The 21,415-nt window shown below is 73.2% G+C and carries 22 protein-coding genes and 1 other RNA gene; 14 read left to right on the forward strand and 9 right to left on the reverse strand.

Annotated features, from left to right (window positions below; all coding sequences use genetic code 11):
• Nucleotide 1: 1 nt before the first annotated feature.
• Complete coding sequence (locus tag ACIPYW_RS11830; protein ID WP_400413723.1) at nt 2–829, reverse strand: alpha/beta hydrolase; 828 nt, start codon at nt 827–829, stop codon at nt 2–4.
• Between the two features lie 46 nt (nt 830–875).
• Between ACIPYW_RS11830 and ACIPYW_RS11835 the strand changes: the two genes are divergently transcribed.
• Complete coding sequence (locus ACIPYW_RS11835) at nt 876–1,556, forward strand: 2'-5' RNA ligase family protein (protein WP_400413726.1); 681 nt, start codon at nt 876–878, stop codon at nt 1,554–1,556.
• Nucleotides 1,557–1,569: 13 nt separating this feature from the next.
• On the opposite strand, the gene ACIPYW_RS11840 is transcribed toward ACIPYW_RS11835, so the two are convergent.
• Nucleotides 1,570–2,133 carry a GIY-YIG nuclease family protein gene (locus ACIPYW_RS11840; RefSeq protein WP_400413727.1) on the reverse strand — a complete coding sequence of 188 codons (564 nt, stop codon included), beginning with the start codon at nt 2,131–2,133 and terminating at the stop codon, nt 1,570–1,572.
• An 80-nt stretch (nt 2,134–2,213) separates the two neighbouring features.
• Between ACIPYW_RS11840 and ACIPYW_RS11845 the strand changes: the two genes are divergently transcribed.
• Nucleotides 2,214–2,951, forward strand: a complete 738-nt coding sequence (locus ACIPYW_RS11845; protein ID WP_400413730.1) for a hypothetical protein — start codon at nt 2,214–2,216, stop codon at nt 2,949–2,951.
• Nucleotides 2,952–2,969: 18 nt separating this feature from the next.
• Here ACIPYW_RS11845 and ACIPYW_RS11850 read toward each other — a convergent pair whose 3' ends face one another.
• From ACIPYW_RS11850 to ACIPYW_RS11865, 4 genes are read right to left on the reverse strand one after another with little or no spacing between them, the layout of a single operon-like run.
• The gene (locus ACIPYW_RS11850) at nt 2,970–3,641 is read right to left on the reverse strand and encodes a DUF4232 domain-containing protein (protein ID WP_400413732.1); all 672 of its coding nucleotides are present in this window, start codon (nt 3,639–3,641) and stop codon (nt 2,970–2,972) included.
• Between the two features lies 1 nt (nt 3,642).
• Entirely contained in the window at nt 3,643–4,989 is a 1,347-nt protein-coding gene (locus tag ACIPYW_RS11855) for a sensor histidine kinase (protein WP_400413734.1), read from the reverse strand.
• Nucleotides 4,986–5,645, reverse strand: a complete 660-nt coding sequence (locus ACIPYW_RS11860) for a response regulator transcription factor (protein WP_400413737.1) — start codon at nt 5,643–5,645, stop codon at nt 4,986–4,988. The genes ACIPYW_RS11855 and ACIPYW_RS11860 overlap by 4 nt, the downstream gene beginning before the upstream one ends.
• Before the next feature lie 48 nt (nt 5,646–5,693).
• The gene (locus tag ACIPYW_RS11865) at nt 5,694–6,539 is read right to left on the reverse strand and encodes a siderophore-interacting protein (protein ID WP_400413740.1); all 846 of its coding nucleotides are present in this window, start codon (nt 6,537–6,539) and stop codon (nt 5,694–5,696) included.
• A gap of 72 nt (nt 6,540–6,611) precedes the next feature.
• Between ACIPYW_RS11865 and ACIPYW_RS11870 the strand changes: the two genes are divergently transcribed.
• The 10 genes from ACIPYW_RS11870 (at nt 6,612) to ACIPYW_RS11915 (ending at nt 17,320) form a co-directional block, all read left to right on the forward strand.
• A complete protein-coding gene (locus tag ACIPYW_RS11870; protein ID WP_290131921.1) occupies nt 6,612–7,286 on the forward strand; it encodes a heme oxygenase (biliverdin-producing) in 675 nt (224 codons plus the stop codon).
• Nucleotides 7,287–7,544: 258 nt separating this feature from the next.
• Nucleotides 7,545–10,202, forward strand: coding sequence for a phosphoenolpyruvate carboxylase (locus ACIPYW_RS11875; RefSeq protein ID WP_400413743.1), 2,658 nt, complete (start codon nt 7,545–7,547; stop codon nt 10,200–10,202).
• 300 nt (nt 10,203–10,502) lie between these two features.
• A complete protein-coding gene (locus tag ACIPYW_RS11880) occupies nt 10,503–11,717 on the forward strand; it encodes a multidrug effflux MFS transporter (protein ID WP_400413746.1) in 1,215 nt (404 codons plus the stop codon).
• Between the two features lie 151 nt (nt 11,718–11,868).
• Nucleotides 11,869–12,207 carry an STAS domain-containing protein gene (locus tag ACIPYW_RS11885; RefSeq protein ID WP_058726050.1) on the forward strand — a complete coding sequence of 113 codons (339 nt, stop codon included), beginning with the start codon at nt 11,869–11,871 and terminating at the stop codon, nt 12,205–12,207.
• A complete protein-coding gene (locus tag ACIPYW_RS11890; protein ID WP_290131917.1) occupies nt 12,204–12,620 on the forward strand; it encodes an ATP-binding protein in 417 nt (138 codons plus the stop codon). The genes ACIPYW_RS11885 and ACIPYW_RS11890 overlap by 4 nt, the downstream gene beginning before the upstream one ends.
• A gap of 102 nt (nt 12,621–12,722) precedes the next feature.
• On the forward strand, nt 12,723–13,706 hold the full coding sequence (locus ACIPYW_RS11895; RefSeq protein WP_400413750.1) for an AraC family transcriptional regulator: 984 nt from the start codon (nt 12,723–12,725) through the stop codon (nt 13,704–13,706).
• A gap of 186 nt (nt 13,707–13,892) precedes the next feature.
• The gene (locus ACIPYW_RS11900; protein ID WP_400413753.1) at nt 13,893–14,489 is read left to right on the forward strand and encodes an RBBP9/YdeN family alpha/beta hydrolase; all 597 of its coding nucleotides are present in this window, start codon (nt 13,893–13,895) and stop codon (nt 14,487–14,489) included.
• 118 nt (nt 14,490–14,607) lie between these two features.
• Nucleotides 14,608–15,639 (forward strand): hypothetical protein, encoded by a 1,032-nt coding sequence (locus ACIPYW_RS11905; protein ID WP_400413756.1) that lies wholly within the window; start codon nt 14,608–14,610, stop codon nt 15,637–15,639.
• Nucleotides 15,640–15,716: 77 nt separating this feature from the next.
• Nucleotides 15,717–16,583: a Nif3-like dinuclear metal center hexameric protein gene (locus ACIPYW_RS11910; protein WP_400413758.1), complete on the forward strand. Its 867-nt coding sequence runs from the start codon at nt 15,717–15,719 to the stop codon at nt 16,581–16,583.
• 2 nt (nt 16,584–16,585) lie between these two features.
• Nucleotides 16,586–17,320 (forward strand): zinc ribbon domain-containing protein, encoded by a 735-nt coding sequence (locus ACIPYW_RS11915; RefSeq protein ID WP_290131912.1) that lies wholly within the window; start codon nt 16,586–16,588, stop codon nt 17,318–17,320.
• Nucleotides 17,321–17,380: 60 nt separating this feature from the next.
• Here the strand turns inward: ACIPYW_RS11915 and rnpB are convergent.
• From rnpB to map, 3 genes are all read right to left on the reverse strand, one after another.
• Nucleotides 17,381–17,735: RNase P RNA component class A (rnpB, locus tag ACIPYW_RS11920), an RNA gene on the reverse strand.
• A 150-nt stretch (nt 17,736–17,885) separates the two neighbouring features.
• Nucleotides 17,886–18,644 (reverse strand): polyphosphate--glucose phosphotransferase, encoded by a 759-nt coding sequence (gene ppgK, locus ACIPYW_RS11925; RefSeq protein ID WP_290131911.1) that lies wholly within the window; start codon nt 18,642–18,644, stop codon nt 17,886–17,888.
• A 32-nt stretch (nt 18,645–18,676) separates the two neighbouring features.
• Nucleotides 18,677–19,540 carry a type I methionyl aminopeptidase gene (gene map, locus ACIPYW_RS11930; protein WP_400413761.1) on the reverse strand — a complete coding sequence of 288 codons (864 nt, stop codon included), beginning with the start codon at nt 19,538–19,540 and terminating at the stop codon, nt 18,677–18,679.
• A 309-nt stretch (nt 19,541–19,849) separates the two neighbouring features.
• Between map and ACIPYW_RS11935 the strand changes: the two genes are divergently transcribed.
• Entirely contained in the window at nt 19,850–20,026 is a 177-nt protein-coding gene (locus ACIPYW_RS11935; RefSeq protein WP_152997990.1) for an SPOR domain-containing protein, read from the forward strand.
• Nucleotides 20,027–20,077: 51 nt separating this feature from the next.
• Entirely contained in the window at nt 20,078–21,415 is a 1,338-nt protein-coding gene (gene glnA, locus ACIPYW_RS11940) for a type I glutamate--ammonia ligase (protein WP_290131909.1), read from the forward strand.

The following is a 21,415-nucleotide window of genomic DNA, read 5'->3' on the forward strand; positions in this document are numbered from 1 at the left end:
GTCAGCGCCAGAGCCACCGCAGCGCGTCAGGCAGGACCACCCCGCCGTGGTTCGGGCTGTGACCGCCGTCGCCGAGGACGAGTCGGTGGTCGTACCCGCGTTCGGCGAGGGCGGCGGCGACCAGCAGGTTCTCGCTGTACCAGTTCCGTTCCCGCTGGTCGTGTCGCAGGTCGAAGCGGTTCGCCTCCAGGAAGACCCGGATCGGCTTGTCCTCGGCTGAACGGATGAGTGCCGGGTACGGGTCGCCTCCGGGGATCTGGGCGAAGCTGGACACGAAGCCGAGCACGAGACCGAATGCGTCCGGTCGGTGCCAGGCGGCGGTGAACGCACAGTTGCCGCCGCTCGAACCGCCGCAGATCGCGCGCCGCGCGGGGTCGTCGGTGAACCGGACACCGGTTCGCTGCTCGACGGCGGGCAGTACCTCGTCCAGCAGGAACGTGACGTAGCGGTCGTCGGCAGGGTCGTACTCGGCGTTGCGGTTCGTCGGCTGGCCCGGGTCGACGAAGACCCCGACGGTGACGGGCATCGAGCCCTCGTGCACGAGGTTCTCGAGGACGGTCCCGGCACGCATGTCCTCGGCATCGTCGAGGTACAGCCGACCGTCCTGGAACACCATGAGCGCAGCCGGCTCCGAGCCGTCGTACTGGGCGGGTACGAACACGCGGACGGTCCTGGTCGTCCCGGGGTACACCGTGCTGTCGGTGAGGTCGAACTGCACCACCCGACCCCGCGGCACGCCCTCCGCCCGTCTCGACGACGGCCCGTGGGTGTACTGCATCGCGCCGGTCACGACCGGGAGCGGGGAGAACGGCAGCGGCGACGTCGACACGTCCGCACCGTACCGTGTCGGGAGACGGATGTGGTGTGCTGAGCGCATGGCCGTGCACGAGTACCTGTCGAGGTACGACGCGTTGTGGGCCCGTGCGCGTTCCTCGTACGACACGGGGGACCTCGAGATCGACCGCCCGCCCGTCGACGGCGATGCCCGCTGGGGGCTCAGCCTCGTCGTGCTCCCGGGCGCGGAGCTGCACGCACGACTCGTCGAGGCGACGGCTGCGCTCGCCGACCGGATGGCCGGCCCACAGACCGTGGTCGCTCCGTCCGACCTGCACATGACCGTCACCAGCCTTGAGCCGTACCGCGACGAGGTGGACCCCGTACTCGTCGAGGCCTACCGGGTGGCGGCCGGAGAAGCGCTCCGTGGAGGGATGCCACAGGTGTCCTTCCGCGGCCTCGGCGGTTCGGCTGCTGGCGTGTTCGCACAGGGATTCGCCGACGACCGACTGCTCGCCGTCCGACGACGGATGCGAGAGGTCGGTGCCGCCCTGCACGGCGGAGAACCGCCCGCGCCGGCGTTCGTCCGCGACACCGCCCACGTCTCCCTGAGGGTGCACCGCGCAGCCGCACCGGAACCGCATGTCGCCGCGTACGTCGACCGGGCACGCGACGTGCCGCTCGGCGACCTCCGAGGAGCGTGCCTCGCCCTCGTCCGGTACCGCGAGGTCGGCGGCGCGATGCGGCTCGAACCGATCGCGTCGGCAGACCTGAGCGGTTGACCGCAGACGTCGATCAGCCCCGCAGCGCCAGCGCCTCGCTCCGCCACCGGGCCAGGAGCTCCCACGGGTCCCCGACGCCAGCAGCGACCACCCCGACGTGGGCGAGCAGCTCCGGAGTCGTCCGGAACCACTCGGTGCCCGGGTAGCGCGTCCCGGCGAACTGTGCGTGCCGTCGACGCTCGACCGTGCGGTCGCCGCGCTCGAACGCGAGGAGGTCCTGGTGCGCGATCGCCGCGAGCCGCTGCCGGGGGTTCGCGGTCGTCCCGATCTTGATGCGGTCGCCCGAGGCGTCCCGCATCCGCAGGTAGTACACGACGTCGACCCGCGGGGGAGCGAGGTCGCCGTCGGGCACGTCGCCCCAGCGCCACTCGCAGACGGCGCACACGGCACCGCTCGGGTAGCGGACGCCGACCCGCGATCCGCAGAGCAGGCACGGGCCGGGCAGGACGTCCTCGACCCCGGCCTCCTCGACCCCGGCCTCGTCGAGCACGGCCTCGTGGTGCACGCCGCAGAGCGGCACCGCAGCGGCAGCGTCCGTCGCGGGGGAGTCGCACCCGGGTGCACAGCAGCTCGTCACCCGGCGAGTCTCACACGAGCCGACGACACAGCGTCCCCGGCCCACGACCGCGACGCTACCGACCCTCGTAGGGTTCGGGCATGCACTGGCAGCTCGACCTCCTCGAACGGCTCCGCACCGCCGCCCCGACCGTCCGCGACGTCCGGCCGTACGGGTCCGTCACGACGCCCGATCACCTCGACCGGTGGAGCGACCTCGACCTCGAGCTCGACCTCACCAGCGACGCGGACGCCGGGCACCTCTTCGACGGGACGCCCTGGGCGTGGCAGGACACCCGAGACCACGCGGACGGCACCGTGCAGCGCCTGCGACTCGTCCTCGCCGACGGTCGGCGCGTCGACGCCGCGGTCCGGGGCGGGACGGTGCGGCTGCCGGAGCCGTCGCCGGACAACGCCGTGCGCTTCGACCTCGCCCTCGCGGCGACGCGGTTCGGCCGCGGCGCCGACCTGATCGGCCTGCACCTCGTCCTCGGCGTCGTCAGGAGCACGCTCGAACGCTGGATGGCCGTCGAGGACCGGCGCACCGGGACCACGCACCACCGGTCCGGGTCCGTGGCCGACGCGGCCGCAGCCCGCGCCCTCGCCGCGTTGGCCGGCCCGCTCGGCCCGGCCACGGTCCTCCAGGCCGCTGCCCTGCACGACGAAGCCCGCGCCGCACTTCACGAAGCCGCATGCGCCGAAGCGCCCGCCGCCCTCCGCGAAGCCGCGCGCGCCGCCGCGCACGACGGCGCACGCGCCGACGTCGACACCGACGCCCCGACGCCCGACTGGACCGCCCTGCGCACCATCGTCGGTCAGACCGGGACGGACCCGGCCTGACCGACGCGGAGCGACCGCTCACGCCCCCGGCTGCACCGCCTGCACTTGCAACTGCTCCACACCCGATGCCGTGCACGCCGACAGCTCCAGCTGCCCCGCGTCCACGAACAACGACTGCTCCGACCCCGGCGGGTACACCCGGAACCCGTCCGCCGTCGTGATCCCGCAGTCCTCGTAGTTGCGCGCCTGCGCCACGAGCAGCGTCGCGTGCGCTGTGCTTCCGGCCGCGATCGTCACCGTCCCGTGCGCACTCGACCGGTCGAACGTCGCCGGCGCCCCGAGCTGCGTCCCGTTGCCCTTCCCCACGAAGGACACCCCCGGCCAGCCCTGCAGGGTGCACGGCGACGAGCCCGTGTTCCGGAAGACGATCTCGTACGCCTGGTGCCCGGCACTCCCGCCGCCGGCGGCGGTCGTCACCGACCCGTGCAGGTGTGTCGCCGTGCACGCACCCGAACGGAGCGACCCGGCCTCCGATGACGTCCCGTCGGCGTCGGTCGCCGACGACGCGGTCGCCGGACTGGAGGCACTGCTCGCCCCGGTCGCGGACGCCGCGCCGGCAGCGCTGTGCGTGCTCCCCGTGGTCGGTTCCGCCTGTACAGCGCCGCCGCTCGCACACCCGGCGAGGGCGACGAGGGCGATGATCCCCGCAGCCCCCGCGAACGCCGCGCTCTTCCACGTCGTGGTGGTCATCTCAGGCTCCTTCCTGTCTGCCTGCGTCCACGCTCCGCCCGCGAGCATGAGGTTTCGATGAGGCGCGGGCCCGACCCTGCCGGAACCGCACGACCACGGTCAGCCCGGGATGCTCGGCGTCCTCCGGGGCGGTGGGCAACAGGGACAGCTCGGCCCGCTGCGCCCGCGCCGCCCACCGCACGATCGCCAACCCGGTCCCCGTCCCGAGCCCGCCGGTCGCTCCCGGACGCAGGGCCCGTCGACGGTCCCGTGCAGGGACGCCCGGGCCACGGTCGGCGACCCGCAGGGCACCGTCCCGGACCCGGACCGCGACCGGCGCAGCCCCGTGGCGCTCCGCGTTGGCGAGCAGGTTCTCCACGATCCGCTCGACCAGCTCCGGGTCCGCGTCCACCACCGTCGGTTCGCTCCGCAGCTCGATGTCGGCGTCGGCGGTAGCACCGGGACCGGCCGCCTCGACGTGGGCGATCACCGCTCCTTCGACGACCTGGTCGAGCCGCACCGGCACCGTCGACACCACTGCCGGGCCCGCCGAACGCGCCCGGAGCAGCAACCGCTCGGTCAACGCCACGAGCCGGTCCACCTGCCGCACCGTCTGCTCCGGCGGCGCCCGACGCTCGGCCAGCACCCGCAGCGTCGCGAGCGGGGTGCGGAGCTCGTGCGCCGCCTCGACCAGGAACTGCTCCTGCGCCTCCAACCCCCGCACCGCCGGGCGCACCGCGATCCCCGCGACGACGTGCGCCAGCCCCGCCGCCAGGAGCGTCAACGCCCCCGCTGCGAGCAGCAACCCGGTGCGGAGCTGCGTGTGCCCGACCGCGGCGGCCACGGGCTTGCCCGCGACGGCGATCCCACCCGTGTACCCGCCGTCCACGTAGGTCCCGAAGTCCGTGATCGTCGCCGCCGCCCAGTGCAGCTCGGGGCCGTCGGGAGCCGAGGCCTCGGGCGCGACGAACGTCACGACCTGCCCGTCGGCTCGCCGAGCGTCCGCGAGCGCTCGCCGCAGCACGCCGTCCGACGGCAGCGCGTCCTGCCCGGGTTGCGCGTACGCGATCGCCCGGTCCGTCACGAACCCGTACACCGGCACGGACTCGGCGGCGTGGCTCTGCTGCACCGGTCCGAGGTTGAGCGCCTGGTCGTCGCCGAACGTGACGAGGTCCGCGAGCGTCTCGGCGCGCTGTCGGAGGTCGGTGTCGGTCGCCTCGCCGCGCGACGCGAGGTCGATCCGGAGCGCCGCGCCCACGAGCACCCCGAGGCACGCGGCCGTCGCGGCCGCGAACACGAGCGTCGTCGTCCACCGGATGCTGGCGATGCGCCGGCGTGCCGGGTCCGACCGGCGTCGGTCCCGGCTCACCCCGTCACCCGGTAGCCGACACCCCGGACGGTCTCGATCGGGTCCGGGCTCCCGAGCCGGCGTCGGAGCTGCCCGACGAGGACGTCCACCACGTTCGAGCCCGGCGCGCTCATCTCGTCCCACCCACGCTCGAGCAGCTCCGTCCGGCCGACCACCCGCCCGGCCGCGGTCAGCAGCACCTCGAGCACCGTGAACTCCTTCGCGGTGAGCGACACCGGCAGCCCACGGCGCCGGACCTCGTGCCGGGCGGTGTCGAGCTCGAGGTCCCCGGCCCGGAGCACCGGGGGAGCCGGGTCCGCCGCCCGACGCCCGAGTGCCCGGATCCGCGCGGTCAGCTCCGCGAACGCGAACGGCTTGACGAGGTAGTCGTCCGCGCCGTGCTCGAACCCGGCGACCCGGTCGGACACCCGGTCCCGCGCGGTGAGCAGCAGCGTCGGCGTGGTGTCCCCGGCCCGTCGCAGCGCGTCGACGAGGGCGACGGCGTCGCCGTCGAGGACCATGCGGTCGAGCACGAGGCAGTCGTAGTGGGTCACGGAACGCTGGAGGTCCGCGTCCCGGAGCGTCCCCACGTGGTCGACGACGAACCCCTCGTCGCGCAGGCCGTCGACCACCGCGGCGCCGAGCTCCACGTCGTCCTCGAGCAGCAGCACCTTCACGGCGCCGACGCTACGTCCTCGGGTCGTGCTCGTCCGCAGCGCGCCCTGTCACTCCTCGAAGATCACGCCGATCGGCTCCCGCTTCTCCTCCTGGAACCGGTCCTCCGCCCGCCCGAGCGCCCAGTACGCCGACAGCGACAGCTCGGACTTCTCGAGCCCCCAGTCGTCCTGCAGCAGCCGACGGATCGCCTTCACCGCGGTCCGCTCGCCGTGCGCGAAGACCTGCACCGGCCGGGAGGGACGGGGCAGCGAACGCGCCGCGTCCAGCAGCAGGGTGCCCGGCTCGGCGCCGGTGGCGTCGCGGTGCAGCCACCGCAGGTCGACACCTGCCGGGTGGGCGATCGGCTGCTCGTCGGCGGGACCGGCCACCTCGACCAGGGCGACGCCCGTGACGGCGTCGGGCAGTGCCTCCAGGGCGGACCCGATGGCGGGCAGCGCGCTGTCGTCGCCGAGGAGCACGTGCGTGACCGACGTGTCGGTGGACGGCGCGTAGCCGCCGCCCGGTCCGGACAGCGCGAGCCGGTCGCCGGGTCGCGCCGCGGCCGCCCAGGGCCCGGCGAGGCCGTCGTCGCCGTGCACCACGAAGTCGATCGCGATGGTGCCCGCAGCGTGGTCGATGCTCCGCACCGTGTAGGTGCGGCGGGCGGGGCGGTCCTCCTTCGGCAGCGCGGCGCGGAGCTCGTCGAGGTCGTACGGCGGCTCGAGCCCGAGCCCCGGCTTCGCGAGCAGGAGCTTGACGTAGCGGTCGGTCGCGGCGATCCGGTCGGGGTCGGCGCCGGACACGAAGTCGGCGAAGGCGGGGCCGCCGAGGTGCACCCGCACCATGTGGGGGCTCAGCCGCTCGGTGCGGTCGACGACGAAGACGTGCTGGGGGCGGTTCGGCTTGGGACTCATCGGGGACGAGTCTCCTCTCGGTTGCGCGTGCGTGGTGCTTGACTCTCCAGGAGGTGAGGTTAGCCTTACCTCATGGACACCACCGTCACGCCGTTCTCGGAGCTGCTGCGCCGTCGCACCCGGCGTGCCGTCGGCTCCGCGACGGGGGACGGCCTGCTGCACGACCTCGCCGCGGGGACGTGCGACGTGGCGGACCACGCGGACCTCCTCGGCCAGTACGCCTTCGTGTACGACGCTCTCGAGCGCGCTGCCGAGCGGATGGCGGACCACCCCGTCGTGGCGCCGTTCGTGACGCCGCAGCTCACCCGGATGCCCGCGATCCGTGCCGACCTCGAGTACCTCATCGGGCCGGACTGGCCCGAGCTGGTGTGCCCGCTGCCGGCGACGACCGCGTACGTCCGACGGCTCAACGAGGTCGCCGCCACCTGGCCGGGCGGCTTCGTCGCGCACCACTACACGCGCTACCTCGGCGACCTGTCCGGCGGTCGGGCGATCGGCACCGTGCTGAGCGACCGTTTCGGCTTCGAGACGAACGGCGTGCTGTTCTGGATCTGCGAGCAGGTCGCGGACCCGGCGGCGTTCGGTGACACCTACCGCGAGCAGCTCGACCGGGCGCCGTGGGACGCCGACGAGCAGGAACGGGTGATCGCCGAGGTCGAGACCGCCCACGCCCTCGACCGACGGCTCCTCGCCGAGCTCGAGGCGCTCCGGACGCCCGCGTCCGCTCCGCGAGTCGTCCACGGCTGACCCGCGCCACCGACCCGCCGGGACCGCGGCGCACGGCGACTGCAGGGGTGCTCCTGCCGCGTGCCGCGGTCCCGGTGCTCGTGCCGCCTGCTCCGCGCCGCCGCGGTGGCGGCCCGCCGGTCAGTGCCGCTGCTGGTCCGTCCGGACGACGTCGTCGCTGCTGCTGGTCCGTCCGGACGGTTGTCGTCACCCGTCCCGGCGGCCCGATACGCTGCTGGGATACCGGGGCTCGTCCCCGGCAGACCCGGAAAGGACGACATGACGGCGATCGACGGCCAGACGCGTCACGGACGCGCCAGGGACGACGTGAGCGGAGCGGTCGACAGCGACCTCCGCGCCGACGTCCGCTACCTCGGCAACCTGCTCGGGCGGGTGCTGCGCGAGGTCGGCGGCGACGACCTGCTGCGCGACGTGGAGACCCTGCGTGCCGCGGTGATCGAGGCCTACGAGGGCTCCGGCACCGACGGGGCAGCGCGGGCCGAGGAACTCGTCGCGGGCATGTCCGCCGAGCGGGCCGAGGCCGTCGCACAGGCGTTCACCACGTACTTCCACCTCACGAACCTCGCCGAGGAGCACCACCGCGTGCGCGTGCTCCGGCAGCGCGGCGACGACGGCGGTCTGCCCGGCGACTCGTTCCCGGCGACGTACGGTTCGCTCGTCGAGCAGGTCGGCGCCGACGAGGCGGCGGCACGGCTCGAGGGGCTCCGCTTCCACCCGGTCCTCACCGCGCACCCGACCGAGGCCCGTCGCCGCGCCGTCACCACCGCCGTCCGACGCATCACCGACCTCATCGACGAGCGCGACCGCTCGCGGAACGCCACCGCCCGCGCCGAGAACGAGCGACGCCTCCTCGAGGAGATCACCACGCTCCTCCGGACCTCGCCGCTCCGGACCACCCGGCCGACCCCGCTCGACGAGGTCCGCACGGCCATGAGCGTGTTCGACCAGACGCTCTTCGAGATCGTCCCGCAGGTGTACCGCCTGCTCGACGACCGGCTGCAGGGCGACGACGCGGGCCGCGCCCCGGTGGTCGCCCCGGCGTTCGTGCGCTTCGGAACCTGGATCGGCGGCGACCGCGACGGCAACCCGCACGTGACGGCCGACGTCACCCGGCAGGCCGCCGAGATCGCGTCCGAGCACATCCTGCTCGGCCTCGCCCGTGCCGCGACCCGCATCGGCAGCGCCCTCACGCTCGACGCGAGCGAGACCCCGGCCGACGCCGGACTCACCGTCCTCGTCGCCGAGCAGGAGCGTCTCGACCCCGCCGTCGCTGAGCGGATCGGCGTCCGCGCGCCGAACGAGACGCACCGTCGGGCGCTGCTGTTCGTGGCTGCCCGCATCCGTGCGACGCGCCGCCGTGACGACCGCACCGCCTACGCGAGCCCCGAGGAGCTCCTCGCCGACCTGCGCACGATCCAGGCGTCGCTCGTGGCGGCCGGTGCCGTGCGCCCGGCGAACGGTGAGCTCCAGAACCTCGTCTGGCAGGTCGAGACCTTCGGGTTCCACCTCGCCGAGCTCGAGGTCCGGCAGCACTCGCAGGTGCACCGCACCGCCCTCGCCGAGATCCGCGCCGGCGGCGAGCTGAGCGACACCACGCAGGAGGTCCTGTCGGTCTTCCGGACCATCGCCGACCTCCAGGCCCGGTTCGGCGTCCGTGCCGCACACCGGTACATCGTGTCCTTCACGCAGTCCGCGGCGGACCTCGCGAACGTGCACGAGCTCGCGGTCGCCGCACTCGGGTCGGCCGAGGCGGCCCCGGTGCTCGACGTCATCCCGCTGTTCGAGACCTTCGCTGACCTGCACGCCAGCGTCGACATCCTCGACGAGGCCGTCCGCACCGAGCCGTTCCGGCGCCGACTCGCAGCGACCGGGCGTCGCCTCGAGGTCATGCTCGGCTACTCGGACTCGTCGAAGGACGTCGGTCCGGTGTCCGCGAACCTGGCGCTGTACGACGCACAGGCCCGCATCGCCGACTGGGCCACGGCGAACGACGTCGAGCTGACGCTGTTCCACGGCCGTGGTGGATCGCTCGGGCGTGGGGGCGGACCGGCGAACGAGGCCGTCCTCGCGCAGCCGCCGGGGTCGATCGACGGACGGCTCAAGCTCACCGAGCAGGGCGAGGTCATCTTCGCCCAGTACGGCGACCAGGACATCGCCGCGCGGCACCTCGAGCAGATGGCGTCGGCCACGCTGTTCGCGTCCTCGCCGTCGAACGAGCAGCGCACGGCCGCGGCGGCCACCGAGTTCGCCGACCTCGCGCAGCAGCTCGACGACGTGTCGCGCCAGGCGTTCTACGACCTGGTCAAGGCCGACGGGTTCGCTCCGTGGTTCGCCCGGGTCACCCCGATGGAGGAGATCGGCCTGCTGCCCCTCGGGTCGCGGCCGGCCCGTCGCGGGCTGTCGGTCGAGTCCCTCGAGGACCTCCGCGCCATCCCGTGGGTGTTCTCGTGGACGCAGGCACGGATCAACCTCGCCGGCTGGTACGGCCTCGGCTCGGCGCTCGAGGCCGTCGGGGACGTCGACGTGCTCCGCCGTGCCGCCGCCGAGTGGCCCCTCTTCGGCGCGATGATCAAGAACGTCGAGATGTCGCTCGCGAAGACCGACGAGTACATCGCCGGCCGGTACCTCGAGCTGGCCGACCGCGACGACCTCGCCGCACGCGTGCTCGACGAGATGCGCCGCACCCGGGCCTGGGTGCTGCGGATCTCCGGCGGCGCGGACGTCCTCGAGGACCGCCCCGTCCTCGCCCGCGCCGTCCGGCTCCGCAGCCCGTACGTCGACGCGCTCTCGCACCTGCAGCTCCGGGCGCTCCGGTCCATCCGGACGAGCGGCAGCACCGACCCGACGGACGGCGACCACCGCCTGCTCCTGCTGACCGTGAACGGCATCGCCGCCGGCCTGCAGAACACCGGCTGACCCGGCGGCCTGTCCGGCCCGGTCCGGCTGCTCCACGAAGCGCGCGCGTTCCGACGTCCCACCCGTCGATCGACGCGCGTTTCGTCGTGTCCGGCGCGCGGTGCCCGCCCGTCGCTGTCGAACGGACGGCACGGTGGTCGTCGTACGACAGCGACCGGGTCGCGCCCCCGGCGCACCGCGACCGCCTGGAGGCCCGGGGCGCGTCCGGCGGCCCGGCACCGGTCCTCCATGCCGCGGCAGGGCGCGTTTCTCGCGCTCGAACCTTGTCGAATCGATTCGACACGGCGTAGCGTGGCCGACGTGACGACGGAGCGCAGCACGGACCGGACGACCACCCGCGCGACCCTGCCGCCGATCGTGCCGCTCGCCCTCATCGTCGGGGTGTCGCCGTTCGCCACGGACATGTACATCCCCGCTCTCCCGGCGATCGCCCGTGACCTCGCGACGACACCCGGAGCCGTGCAACTGTCGTTGACGGCGTTCCTCGTCGCGTTCGCCGTCGGGCAGCTGCTCGCGGGCCCGGTGAGCGACGGGATCGGGCGCCGGCCGCTGATGCTCGTCGGCACCGCCGTGTTCGCGCTCGCATCGGTCGGCTGCGCACTCGCCCCGGACGCCGTGACACTCGTCATCGCGCGGGTGCTCCAGGGACTCGCTGGGGCAGCCGGTGCGGTCGCCGGGCGGGCGATGGTGTCCGACGTGACGGACGGGCCGCGGATGGCGAAGGTGTTCGGCACCCTCGCGGCCATCAACGCGATCGGTCCCGTGGTGGCGCCGCTGGCCGGGGGAGCCGTGCTGACGGTCGCGAACTGGCGCCTCATGTTCGTGGTGCTCGCGGCGCTCGGAGTGGTGTTCTTCGTGTTCGTCGTCCTGCGGTTCCACGAGACCCTGCCTCGGGAGCGTCGCGGCGGCGTCGGGTTCGCCGCGAACCGGGACCGGATCCGGCAGCTCCTGGGGATCGGACGGTTCCGCGCCCACGTACTCACCGGTGTGCTGTCGACGATCGGGTTCTTCGCGTACATCGCCACCAGCTCGTTCGTGTTCCAGACCCAGTACGGGTTCAGCGAGGGCCTGTACACGCTCGTCTTCGCCACGAACGCCTCGATGATGATCGTGACGACGCTGGTGTTCCGGCGAGTGGTCGGGCGGTGGTCCGAGGACGGGTTGCTCTCCTTCGGTCTGGCGGTCGGGACGCTCGGCGCGCTCGGGGTCCTCACGTCGGCGCTGCTCGGTCTCGGGCCGGTCCCGGTGTGGTGTTCGCTCGCCGTGGTGACCGGGGCGTGGGGCTTCGTGCTCCCCGCCGCCATGACGCGGACGCAGCACGTCGGGGCGGCACACCCGGGGACCGCAGCGGCGCTCCAAGGTGGTTTGACCTTCGGCCTCGGCGGGCTCGGGACACCGCTCGCCGGTGCGCTCGGGGGCACCGCGATGGCGATGGGGGCGGTCATGGCGGCCCTCATGGCCGCGGCGGTCGTCGTGCAGCTGGTCGCCACGCGCCGGGCCGGGGTCGACGCGTGACCGGTGGTCGGCACGCTCGCGCGCCGGGCGCGCGCCGTCTGACGGGCGGTCGGTACGCCCACGCGCCGTGCCGGTGGCGACGCACGACCCGGGTTGCCCGGTAGGTTCGACGCGGTAGGTTGCGAGCACGAACCGAAGGGGAGCGCACCGGATGGACATCGTCGTACACGAGGCTTCAGCGAACACAGCCGTCCTGGAGTGCAGCGGCCGACTCAACATGGTCTCCGCTCCGGCCTTCCGTGAGCGGGTGGCCGAGGTCGTCGGGGGCGGGCGCGCGAACCTCGCGGTCGAGCTGTCCGGGGTCGACTTCATGGACTCGTCGGGCCTCGGCGCCCTGGTCGGATCGCTCAAGACCGCACGCCAGGCCGGGGGAGACCTCCGCATCGCCGCACCGTCGGAGCAGGTGCAGATGGTCCTCAAGCTGAGCAACATCGACAAGATCCTGCGGACGTACCCCAACGGGGACGCCGCGGTGTCCGACTGGCTGTGACCACCGCGACCGGCGCGCACCGCGTCGAGTTGGACTGCCCGCCGGACGACGTCACCGCGGTGCACGAGTTCCTGGCGCGCGTGTGGCAGGCCGAGCCGTCGGTGTCCGCGGAGGACCGGATGGCGCTCGAACTCGCGCTCGTCGAGCTGACGTCGAACGTGATCGAGCACGCGGGTCGCGGGCGGCAGCTCGCGTGCCGGGTGGACCTCTCGTGCTCGTCCGACGGGTACGCCGCCGTGGTGAGCGACGACGGGGCCCCGGCAGGCGTCGACCCGGGGGCGGCCGAGCTGCCGGACGACCTCGCCGAGAGCGGGCGTGGGCTCGCGCTGGTGAAGATGGTCGTCGACGACCTCCGCTACGACCGGGTGGACGAGCGGAACCGCTGGTCGCTCCAGCGCGCCCGGCACGACTGAGGCTCGCTCGACTGATCCACGGACCGCACTCGTCGGGCCGTTTCCCGCACGGCGCGGACGCCGATTGCCCGATGCGCGACCCGTCGTGCGACGCTTCGGACGATGAGCACCGCCGCCGCCGCAGACGCACGGGCCGACCGCGATCCCCGGTCGACCTTCGACGTGTCCGGCACCGATCCGGACGAGGCCGTCCGGATGTACCAGGACGCCTACGAGGGTGCCGGGTTCGCTGCCGACCGGACCGACCGGGTGTTCGGGTACCGCTTCAAGGTCGTCGGTGACGACACGATGACCTTCCGGTCCACCCGCTTCGACGGGCGGATGCGCGGCGAGGTCGAGGTCCGGGACGAGTACGTCGTGATGTGGACCGCGGAGGGCGGCGGCCGCGTCGACATCGGTCGCGACGAGGTGGCCTTCGGACCGCGGACGCCGATGATGTTCCCGTCCGGGCGGCCCTTCGTGTTCGACCTCGCCGACCTCCGTCAGAGCCTCGTGCAGTTCGACCGCGCGTACCTCGAGGGCGTCGCCGCCGAGGTGCACGGGGTCCAGCCGGGGCCGCTCGTGTTCGACCACGCGCGGACCCCGGACCCTGCGGACCTGCGGGCCTGGAACGCGCACGTGCAGCGCGCCGCCCGCATCGTCCTCGGGCCGGCACCGCTCTCGGGCCTCGCCCTGGCGGAGACCACTCGCGAGACCGCGCACGTCCTCCTCCGCACCTTCCCGCACACGGTCCTCGCTCCAGAGGTGCTCCTGCCCCAGGGCGCGACCGGACGGGTGCGCACCGCCATCGAGTACATGCACGCGTCGGCGCACACCCCGATCACCACGACGGACGTCGCCGAGCGGGTGGGTCTCAGCGTGCGCGGGCTCCAGCAGGCGTTCCAACGCCAGGTCGGGACGGCGCCGAACGCGATGCTGCGCGGCATCCGACTCGACCGGATCCACGACGAACTGGAGCGCGGCCGCCCCGGCGAGACGACCGTCGCGTCCGTCGCCGTGCGCTGGGGCTTCGCGCACCTCGGTCGGTTCAGCGCCGCCTACGCCCGGCGTTTCGGCGAGTACCCGCGCGACACCCTGCAGCGCTGACGCGGGAATGCCTGCGCGACACCCTGCAGCGCTGACGCGCGACACCCTCCAGTGCTGACGCAGACGGCCTCCAGTGCTGACGCAGACGGCCGTCCCCGGCCGGACCGGCTGGACGACGCCAGTGTCGACCCGACGCGGCCGACCGGCCCATCTGCCCCGTGCCGAGTCGACCGCTACGCTGCTCCCGTGCAGCGACCGCGACCGTGGGTGATCGTGCCCGGCATCTGGAACTCCGACCCCGAGCACTGGCAGTCCCGGTGGCAGGCGGACCGCGAGGCCGCGGACGGACGGGTGGTCCGGATCGCTCCGGCGTCGTGGTCCCATCCGGACCCCGAGGACTGGCAGGCGGCGATCACGTCCGCGGTCGCGTCACTCGACCCGGCGGACGGGCCGCCGGTCCTCGTCGCGCACAGTCTCGGCGTCCTCGCCGCCGCACGGTGGCTCTCCGATCCCGCGCGCGGCGACCGCGAGCGACGCACCGGCGGTGCCGCCCCCGTCGCGGGAGCGCTCCTCGTCGCACCGCCGGACCCGGAGGCACCCGGCTTCCCCCCGGAGGCGGGCGGGTTCGCGGCACCGGCGCACCGCTCCGTGTTCGGCAACGTGCACCTCGTCGTCAGCGACGACGACCCGTACTGCGCAGCCGACCGGGCACTCGCGTTCGCCTCGACGCTCGGCGCGACGGTCCACCGGATCGGCGCGGCGCAGCACGTCAACGTCGCCGCCGGCGTCGGTCAATGGGAGGCCGGACGGGCCCTGCTCGGGACGATCGACCGACCGGACTGAGGCCGCACCGGGCCGTCCGGCGCGACACGCCGCTCACGTCCGGGTGACATGGCAGCGGATCTCGCGACACTCCGCGGATCTCCCACGGTTCTCCGCCTCCGATATTTACGGTTCGGGCATGGAGACGCAGTCCGGTGCACGCACCCCCCTCGTCGACCCCTTCGGTCGCGAGCTCGAGGAGTGGCTCCGTGACGCCCCGGCCACGCGCGCACCGTACCTGGCGGACCTCGTCGTCCCGCCGGTGACCGGTCCCGTGCAGCGACCGGACGCCGCGACGCTGACCACCCCGACCGCCGAGCCGGCGACCGACCACAGCGACGAGCGCACCGACGCTGACGACACCGCCGTCGCGGCCCCCGACACCGCCGCCGAGGCCTTCCGCCGCCCGCGCGACCGCGCCCGCCACGCTGCGTGCGCCCCGTCGTTCCCGGAGCCCCCGGCGCGCCTCGCCCTCCGCATCGAGGACCTCGCGATCGAGGTCGACCCCGCCACCGGACGGCCCACGATCGAACGCATCGTCCTGCTCGAGGACGAGGTCCGCCGCCGTGACGAGGACCTCGCGCGCCTCGCCGCGTGGGAGGCCTCCGTCGCCGACCTCGACGACCCCGAGGTGCGCGCCGCCCGTGCATTCGCCCGCACGGTCTTCGCCGACCTCCTCTCCGATGCCGCCGTCGAGGCGGACCGCCGCGAGCGCGCCGCAGCCCGCCGCGCGGCGACCGCCCCGGTCCGCACCGTCGCAGGACCCGTACCGGCGGCCGCGACCACGGTCGCGACCGTCGCAGCGCCGACCGCGACCCCGGCACTGGTCGAGCCCGAGCGTGCACCGGAACCCGTCGCCGACCGCGACGAACCCGTCCGACCCGCACCGGGCCTCCTGGCCGTCACGCCGGTGTCCGCGAACACGCGACCGACGCCGCTCGTCCAGCCCGCCACCGGACCCACCGTCATCGACCGCCAGGCGTTCGCCGCCGCGCTCACCGCGCACGTCGGCGCCACCGCGAGCACGCCGGTCGTGCTCCCCGAGGCGGCTCGCCCGGTCGACGCGGAGCCGACGGCGGAAGCCGCTCCGGCGGAGCGCGAGCAGGAACAGCACACCGGCTGGTGGCAGCGGCTCGTCGCCCGCATCCTGCGGGCGCTCGGACGCGCCTGAAGTGCGGCCTGGAGGCACGGATCGCCCGGGCCGCACGGCCGACGTGGTACGTGTGGCCGGCTCGGTAGACTGACGGGATGCCGAAGCTCCGCGAGATCCAGGACGTCGTCGAGCAGCTGTGGCCGTCCGCCGGGGCGGAGTCGTGGGACGCGGTCGGCCTCGTCGCCGGCGATCCGGATGCCGACGTGCAGCACGTGCACCTCGCCGTCGACGCCGTCCCCGCGACCGCCGCGGAGACCGTGGCGCTCGGGGCGGACCTGCTCCTGACGCACCACCCGCTGCTGCTCCGCGGTGTCACGACCATCGCCGAGTCGACCTACAAGGGTGCCGTCCTCGCGACCCTCGTCCGCGGTGACGCCGGACTCCTGGCCGCCCACACCAACGCCGACGTCGTGACCACCGGCACGTCCGCCGTGCTCGCCGACCGCCTCGGTCTGATCGACCAACGACCGATCGACCCCGGAGCCGACCCCGCGACGGGGATCGGTCGCGTCGGCACGCTCGCTGAGCCCACCACGCTCGGCGCCCTCGCCCGGACCCTCGTCGACCTCCTGCCGGGGACCGCCACGGGCGTCCGCGTGTCCGGCGGGTACGACGACCCGGTCCGGACCGTCGCCCTCTGCGCCGGCGCGGGCGATTCGCTGCTCGGGCACCCCGCCGTCCTCGGCGCCGACGTCTACGTCACGAGCGACCTCCGTCACCACCCGGCGTCCGAGTTCCGCGAGCAGGCACAGCTCGCCGTGGGCCCCGCGCTCATCGACACGTCCCACTGGGCCACCGAGTGGCTCTGGCTCGACGTCGCCGCGTCGGAGCTCGCCGCCGCCGCGGGGGTCCGGGTGACCGTGAGCGACCTCCGGACCGACCCGTGGGACTTCGCCGTCCTGCCGGCTGCCGGGCCCGACGGGGCCGCGGCCGGACCCACCACCGAAGCAGAAGGAGCCTGACCGTGAAGGCAGCACCCGAGGACCAGGCCATCCTCCTCGACGTCCAGCGACTCGACAACGACGTGACCCGCATCGAGCACCGCATCACCGCGCTCCGCAAGGGCGACCAGCTCACCGAGCTCAGCACGAAGGCGGCGAAGCTCCGTGGCGAACTCGCCGCGGCGACCGGCCTCGTCGAGGACGCCGAGCGTGAACTCGCACGCCTCGAGTCGGACACGGCGATCGCGCAGGCACGGGTCGAGCGCGACACCACGCTCCTGCAGAACGTCGCGAACGCGAAGGACGCCGCAGGCCTGCAGAGCGAACTCGACTCGCTGCAGCGGCGCATCGGCGACCTCGAGACGAGCGAACTCGAGGTCATGGAGCAGCTCGACGGCCTCCGCGCCCGCGTCGGCGACATCGAGGCGCAACTCGCCGATGCCGACGCCGCGCGCGCCGGACTCGTCGCCGAGCGGGACACCGAGATCGCTCGGCTCGAAGCCGACCGGACCTCCGCCGTGCAGTCCCGCGCCGACGTCGCCGCGAAGGTGCCGGCGGAGCTCCTGGCGCTGTACGACCGGCAGCGCGCCCGGTACGGCTTCGGCGCGTCGCTCCTGCAGGGTGGCGTGTCGACGGCCTCCGGCGTGACCCTGACGAACTCCGACCTGCAGACGATCCGTGCGGCGGCGCCGGACGACGTCGTGCTCTGCCCGGACAGCGACGCGATCCTCGTGCGCACGCCCGAGTCGGGGCTGTAGACCCGGCCACCGGAACGACGGGAGGCCCGGTGCCAGCTGGCACCGGGCCTCCCGTCTGTGCGAACGGGCCGGCCGTACGCCGGGTTCTGTCCCGCTCTCGCGGTGACGGCCATCTCTCTCGGACCGACGTTGCCGTCGGCCTCCAGCGGTCTACCCGAGGACTCGGCGAGCAGCCTCGACGTCCTCTGTCTGACCTTGCTCCGGGCGAGGTTTACCGAGCGGATCCGGTCACCCGGACCCCTGGTGGTCTCTTACACCACCGTTTCACCCTTACCGACGTCGCCGCCGGCGGTCTGCTTTCTGTGGCACTGTCTCGCGGATTGCTCCGGGTGGGTGTTACCCACCGCCCTGCTCTGTGGAGCCCGGACGTTCCTCGGCACTCCCGGGGGAGTGACGCGACCGTCTCACCGACCCGTTCGCAGTGTCGAGTGTACCGGTGGACGCGCCCGTTCAGCGTCCAGCGGTGTGCCCGCCCTGCGAACCACGAGAGCGACATCGAACCAGACCGCGCGGGTGGTTCGATGTCGCCTTCGGGGTTCGGCTGGCGTGTCGGCTGCTGCTGCCGCTACTGCTGCGGCTGCGACCGGGCGGCGAGCGTCGCCGCGCCGATGATCCCCGCGTTGTTGCGGAGCGTCGCGGGGATGATGCCCGCCTGCAGGTCGAGCAGCGGCAGGAACTCCTCGTGGTGCTTCGACACGCCGCCACCCACGACGAAGAGCTCGGGGGAGAGCAGCGCCTCGAGCGTCGAGTAGTACTTCTGCAGGCGCTTCGCCCAGTGCTTCCAGGACAGGTCGTCCCGCTCCTTCGCGGCGAACGAGGCCTTCGTCTCGGCGTCGTGTCCGTCGATCTCGAGGTGCCCGAGCTCGGAGTTCACGATGAGCACGCCGTCGTTGATGAGCGCCGTGCCGATCCCGGTGCCCAGGGTCGTGACGACGACGAGGCCGTCCTTGCCCTTCGCCGCGCCGAACTGCTGCTCCGCGAACCCGGCGGCGTCGGCGTCGTTGACGAAGTGGATCGACCGCCCGAGCTCCTTCTCGAAGAGCGCCTCGGCCTCGAAGCCGATCCACTTCTTCGACACGTTCGCCGCCGACATGGTCTTGCCGTCGCGGACGATCGCCGGGAAGCACACGCCCACCGGGACGTCCGCTGCCGGCGCGAGCTCGTCGAGGATCGACTTCGCCACCGCGACGATGTCGTGCGGCTTGCCGCCCTCGGGCGTGGCCTTCTTGATCCGGTCGGTCTGGAGTTCGCCGGTGGCGACGTCGACGATCGCGCCCTTGATGCCCGTACCGCCGATGTCGACGCCGACTGCGAGGGTGGTCATGAGGAGCCTTTCGGTAGGGAGGTCAGGGGCCGTCAGGAGACGGTGAGGAGCTCGGCGCCGCGCTCGGTGACGACGAGGGTGTGCTCGAACTGCGCGGTCCACGACTTGTCGCGCGTGGAGACGGTCCAGTCGTCCGACCAGATGTCCGCCTCGATCCCGCCGAGGGTGAGCATCGGCTCGATCGTGAACACCATGCCCTCCTCGATGACGGTGTCGTAGTGGGGCGCGTCGTAGTGGGGGATGATCAGCCCGGAGTGGAACGCCCGTCCGACCCCGTGCCCGGTGTAGTCGCGGACGACGCCGTAGCCGAAGCGCTTCGCGTACGCCTCGATCGCGCGGCCGATGACGTTGACCTGCCGCCCGGGAGCGACGGCCTTGATGCCGCGGCGGAGCGCTTCCTCGGTGCGGGTGACGAGGTCCTGCACCTCCGGGGCGGCCTCGCCGACGAGGAACGTCCGGTTCGTGTCGCCGTGCATCCCGTCCTTGTAGGCGGTGATGTCGATGTTGACGAGGTCGCCCTCCTGCAGCACGGTGTCGTCCGGGATCCCGTGGCAGATGACCTCGTTGAGGCTCGAGCACAGCGACTTCGGGTACCCGCGGTAGCCGAGCGTCGAGGGGTAGGCCCCGTGGGACACGACGAACTCGTGGCCGATCCGGTCGAGCTCGTCGGTGGTGACGCCCGGACGGATCGCTGCGCCGACGGCGTCGATCGCCTGCGAGGCGATGCGTCCTGCGATCCGGATCCGCTCGACCTCCTCGGCGGTGTACGTGTCACCGTGACCGTGCTCGTCGGGTTCGGCGCGCCCGACGTACTCGGGCCGCCCGATGTCCTCGGGGACGGGTCGCTGCGGGGAGATCCGGCCGGCGGTCAGGTGTCCGTGTGCGTCCCGGGGCATGCCGACCACTCTATCCGGGCGCGCGGGCGAGGACGCGCGGGTGCCGACGCGGCGCGCGGTGACCGCCTGGAGGCCCGCAGGCCGCCCGGCGGACCGGCACCGGGCCTCCAGGCGGTCGCGTCGGGCGCGGGGCGCACCGCGGAGGCGACGGATCCCGCCGCGACCGCGCGGAGGACTGTCGCTGTCGCGAAGGCGACAGATCTCGCCGCGACCGCGCGGAGGACTGTCGCTTTCGCGGAAACGACAGCCCGCACGCCACGCAACGCCCCACTCCGACCCCCGCCGCCCGCCCGTGGGTACGGTGGCGGCATGAGCGACGAACGCATCGAGTCCCAGTGGTGGTTCAACGAGAAGACGCACGAGGTGGAGCAGGGCCCGCAGTCCCCGCAGCGCGACCGCATCGGCCCGTTCGACACGCGTGAGGAGGCGCAGCACGCCCTCGACCGCATCAAGGCGAACAACGAGCGGTGGGACGACGAAGACTGACCCGGGAACCAATAGGCTGAGCATCCCAGCTGCTCCACGGAAAGGGCGTCAATGGACAAGCAGACGGACTTCGTGCTCCGCACCATCGAGGAGCGCGGCATCAAGTTCATCCGACTCTGGTTCACCGACGTCATCGGGACGCTCAAGTCGGTCGCGATCGCGCCGGCCGAGGTCGAGGGTGCCTTCGCCGAGGGCATCGGCTTCGACGGCTCCGCGATCGAGGGCCTGACCCGCAGCTACGAGGCCGACGTGCTCGCGCACCCGGACCCCTCGACGTTCCAGATCCTCCCGTGGCGCGGCGAGATCGACCCGACCGCGCGGATGTTCTGCGACATCACGACGCCGGACGGGCAGCCCGCCGTCGCCGACCCGCGCAACGTCCTCAAGCGGACGCTGGCGAAGGCGAGCGAGCGCGGGTTCACGTTCTACACGCACCCGGAGATCGAGTTCTACCTCCTGAAGAGCCGCGACTGGAAGGACGGCGGCCCGCAGCCCGTCGACCAGGCCGGCTACTTCGACAACGTCCCGGGCGGCAGCGCACACGACTTCCGCCGCCGCTCGGTCCGGATGCTCGAAGACCTCGGCATCTCGGTGGAGTTCTCCCACCACGAGGCCGGCCCCGGCCAGAACGAGATCGACCTCCGCTACGCCGACGCACTGACGATGGCGGACAACATCATGACCTTCCGCACGGTCGTGAAGGAGGTCGCGATCGAGCAGGGCGTCTACGCCACGTTCATGCCGAAGCCGATCTCCGGCCAGCCGGGCTCGGGCATGCACACGCACGTGTCGCTCTTCGAGGGTGACCAGAACGCCTTCTACGAGGCCGGCGGCCAGTACCAGCTCTCCGAGACCGCGAAGCACTTCATCGCGGGCGTCCTCCGCCACGCGCCCGAGATCACCGCGGTGACGAACCAGTTCGTGAACTCGTACAAGCGCCTCTGGGGCGGTGACGAGGCCCCGTCGTTCGTGACGTGGGGGCACAACAACCGCTCCGCCCTCGTCCGCGTCCCGCTGTACAAGCCGAACAAGGGCCAGTCCGCGCGCATCGAGTACCGCGGCATCGACTCGGCGGCGAACCCGTACCTGGCGTACTCGCTGCTCCTCGCGGCGGGGCTCAAGGGCATCGACGAGGGCTACGAGCTCCCCGCCGAGGCCGAGGACAACGTCTGGAGCCTCTCGGACTCGGAGCGTCGCGCGCTCGGGTACAAGCAGCTCCCGGCGAGCCTCGACCACGCGCTCGGTCTCATGGAGGACTCCGAGCTCGTGGCGGAGACCCTCGGCGAGCAGGTCTTCAACTTCGTGCTGCTCAACAAGCGGCAGGAGTGGAAGGCCTACCGCGACCAGGTGACGCCGTTCGAGCTCGACACGAACCTCGGCGCCCTGTAG

Source organism: Curtobacterium sp. NPDC089689 (assembly GCF_044749145.1).
In the GTDB taxonomy this organism is placed as follows: domain Bacteria; phylum Actinomycetota; class Actinomycetes; order Actinomycetales; family Microbacteriaceae; genus Curtobacterium.

Bases quoted from the DNA above. Each gene is read 5' to 3' on its own strand.
- ACIPYW_RS11835 (WP_400413726.1), top strand. From the start codon at position 876: ATGGCCGTGCACGAGTACCTGTCGAGGTACGACGCGTTGTGGGCCCGT.
- ACIPYW_RS11845 (WP_400413730.1), top strand. From the start codon at position 2,214: ATGCACTGGCAGCTCGACCTCCTCGAACGGCTCCGCACCGCCGCCCCG.
- ACIPYW_RS11850 (WP_400413732.1), bottom strand. From the start codon at position 3,641: ATGACCACCACGACGTGGAAGAGCGCGGCGTTCGCGGGGGCTGCGGGG.
- ACIPYW_RS11865 (WP_400413740.1), bottom strand. From the start codon at position 6,539: ATGAGTCCCAAGCCGAACCGCCCCCAGCACGTCTTCGTCGTCGACCGC.
- ACIPYW_RS11870 (WP_290131921.1), top strand. From the start codon at position 6,612: ATGGACACCACCGTCACGCCGTTCTCGGAGCTGCTGCGCCGTCGCACC.
- ACIPYW_RS11875 (WP_400413743.1), top strand. From the start codon at position 7,545: ATGACGGCGATCGACGGCCAGACGCGTCACGGACGCGCCAGGGACGAC.
- ACIPYW_RS11885 (WP_058726050.1), top strand. From the start codon at position 11,869: ATGGACATCGTCGTACACGAGGCTTCAGCGAACACAGCCGTCCTGGAG.
- ACIPYW_RS11895 (WP_400413750.1), top strand. From the start codon at position 12,723: ATGAGCACCGCCGCCGCCGCAGACGCACGGGCCGACCGCGATCCCCGG.
- ACIPYW_RS11905 (WP_400413756.1), top strand. From the start codon at position 14,608: ATGGAGACGCAGTCCGGTGCACGCACCCCCCTCGTCGACCCCTTCGGT.
- ACIPYW_RS11910 (WP_400413758.1), top strand. From the start codon at position 15,717: ATGCCGAAGCTCCGCGAGATCCAGGACGTCGTCGAGCAGCTGTGGCCG.
- ppgK (WP_290131911.1), bottom strand. From the start codon at position 18,644: ATGACCACCCTCGCAGTCGGCGTCGACATCGGCGGTACGGGCATCAAG.
- map (WP_400413761.1), bottom strand. From the start codon at position 19,540: ATGCCCCGGGACGCACACGGACACCTGACCGCCGGCCGGATCTCCCCG.
- ACIPYW_RS11935 (WP_152997990.1), top strand. From the start codon at position 19,850: ATGAGCGACGAACGCATCGAGTCCCAGTGGTGGTTCAACGAGAAGACG.
- glnA (WP_290131909.1), top strand. From the start codon at position 20,078: ATGGACAAGCAGACGGACTTCGTGCTCCGCACCATCGAGGAGCGCGGC.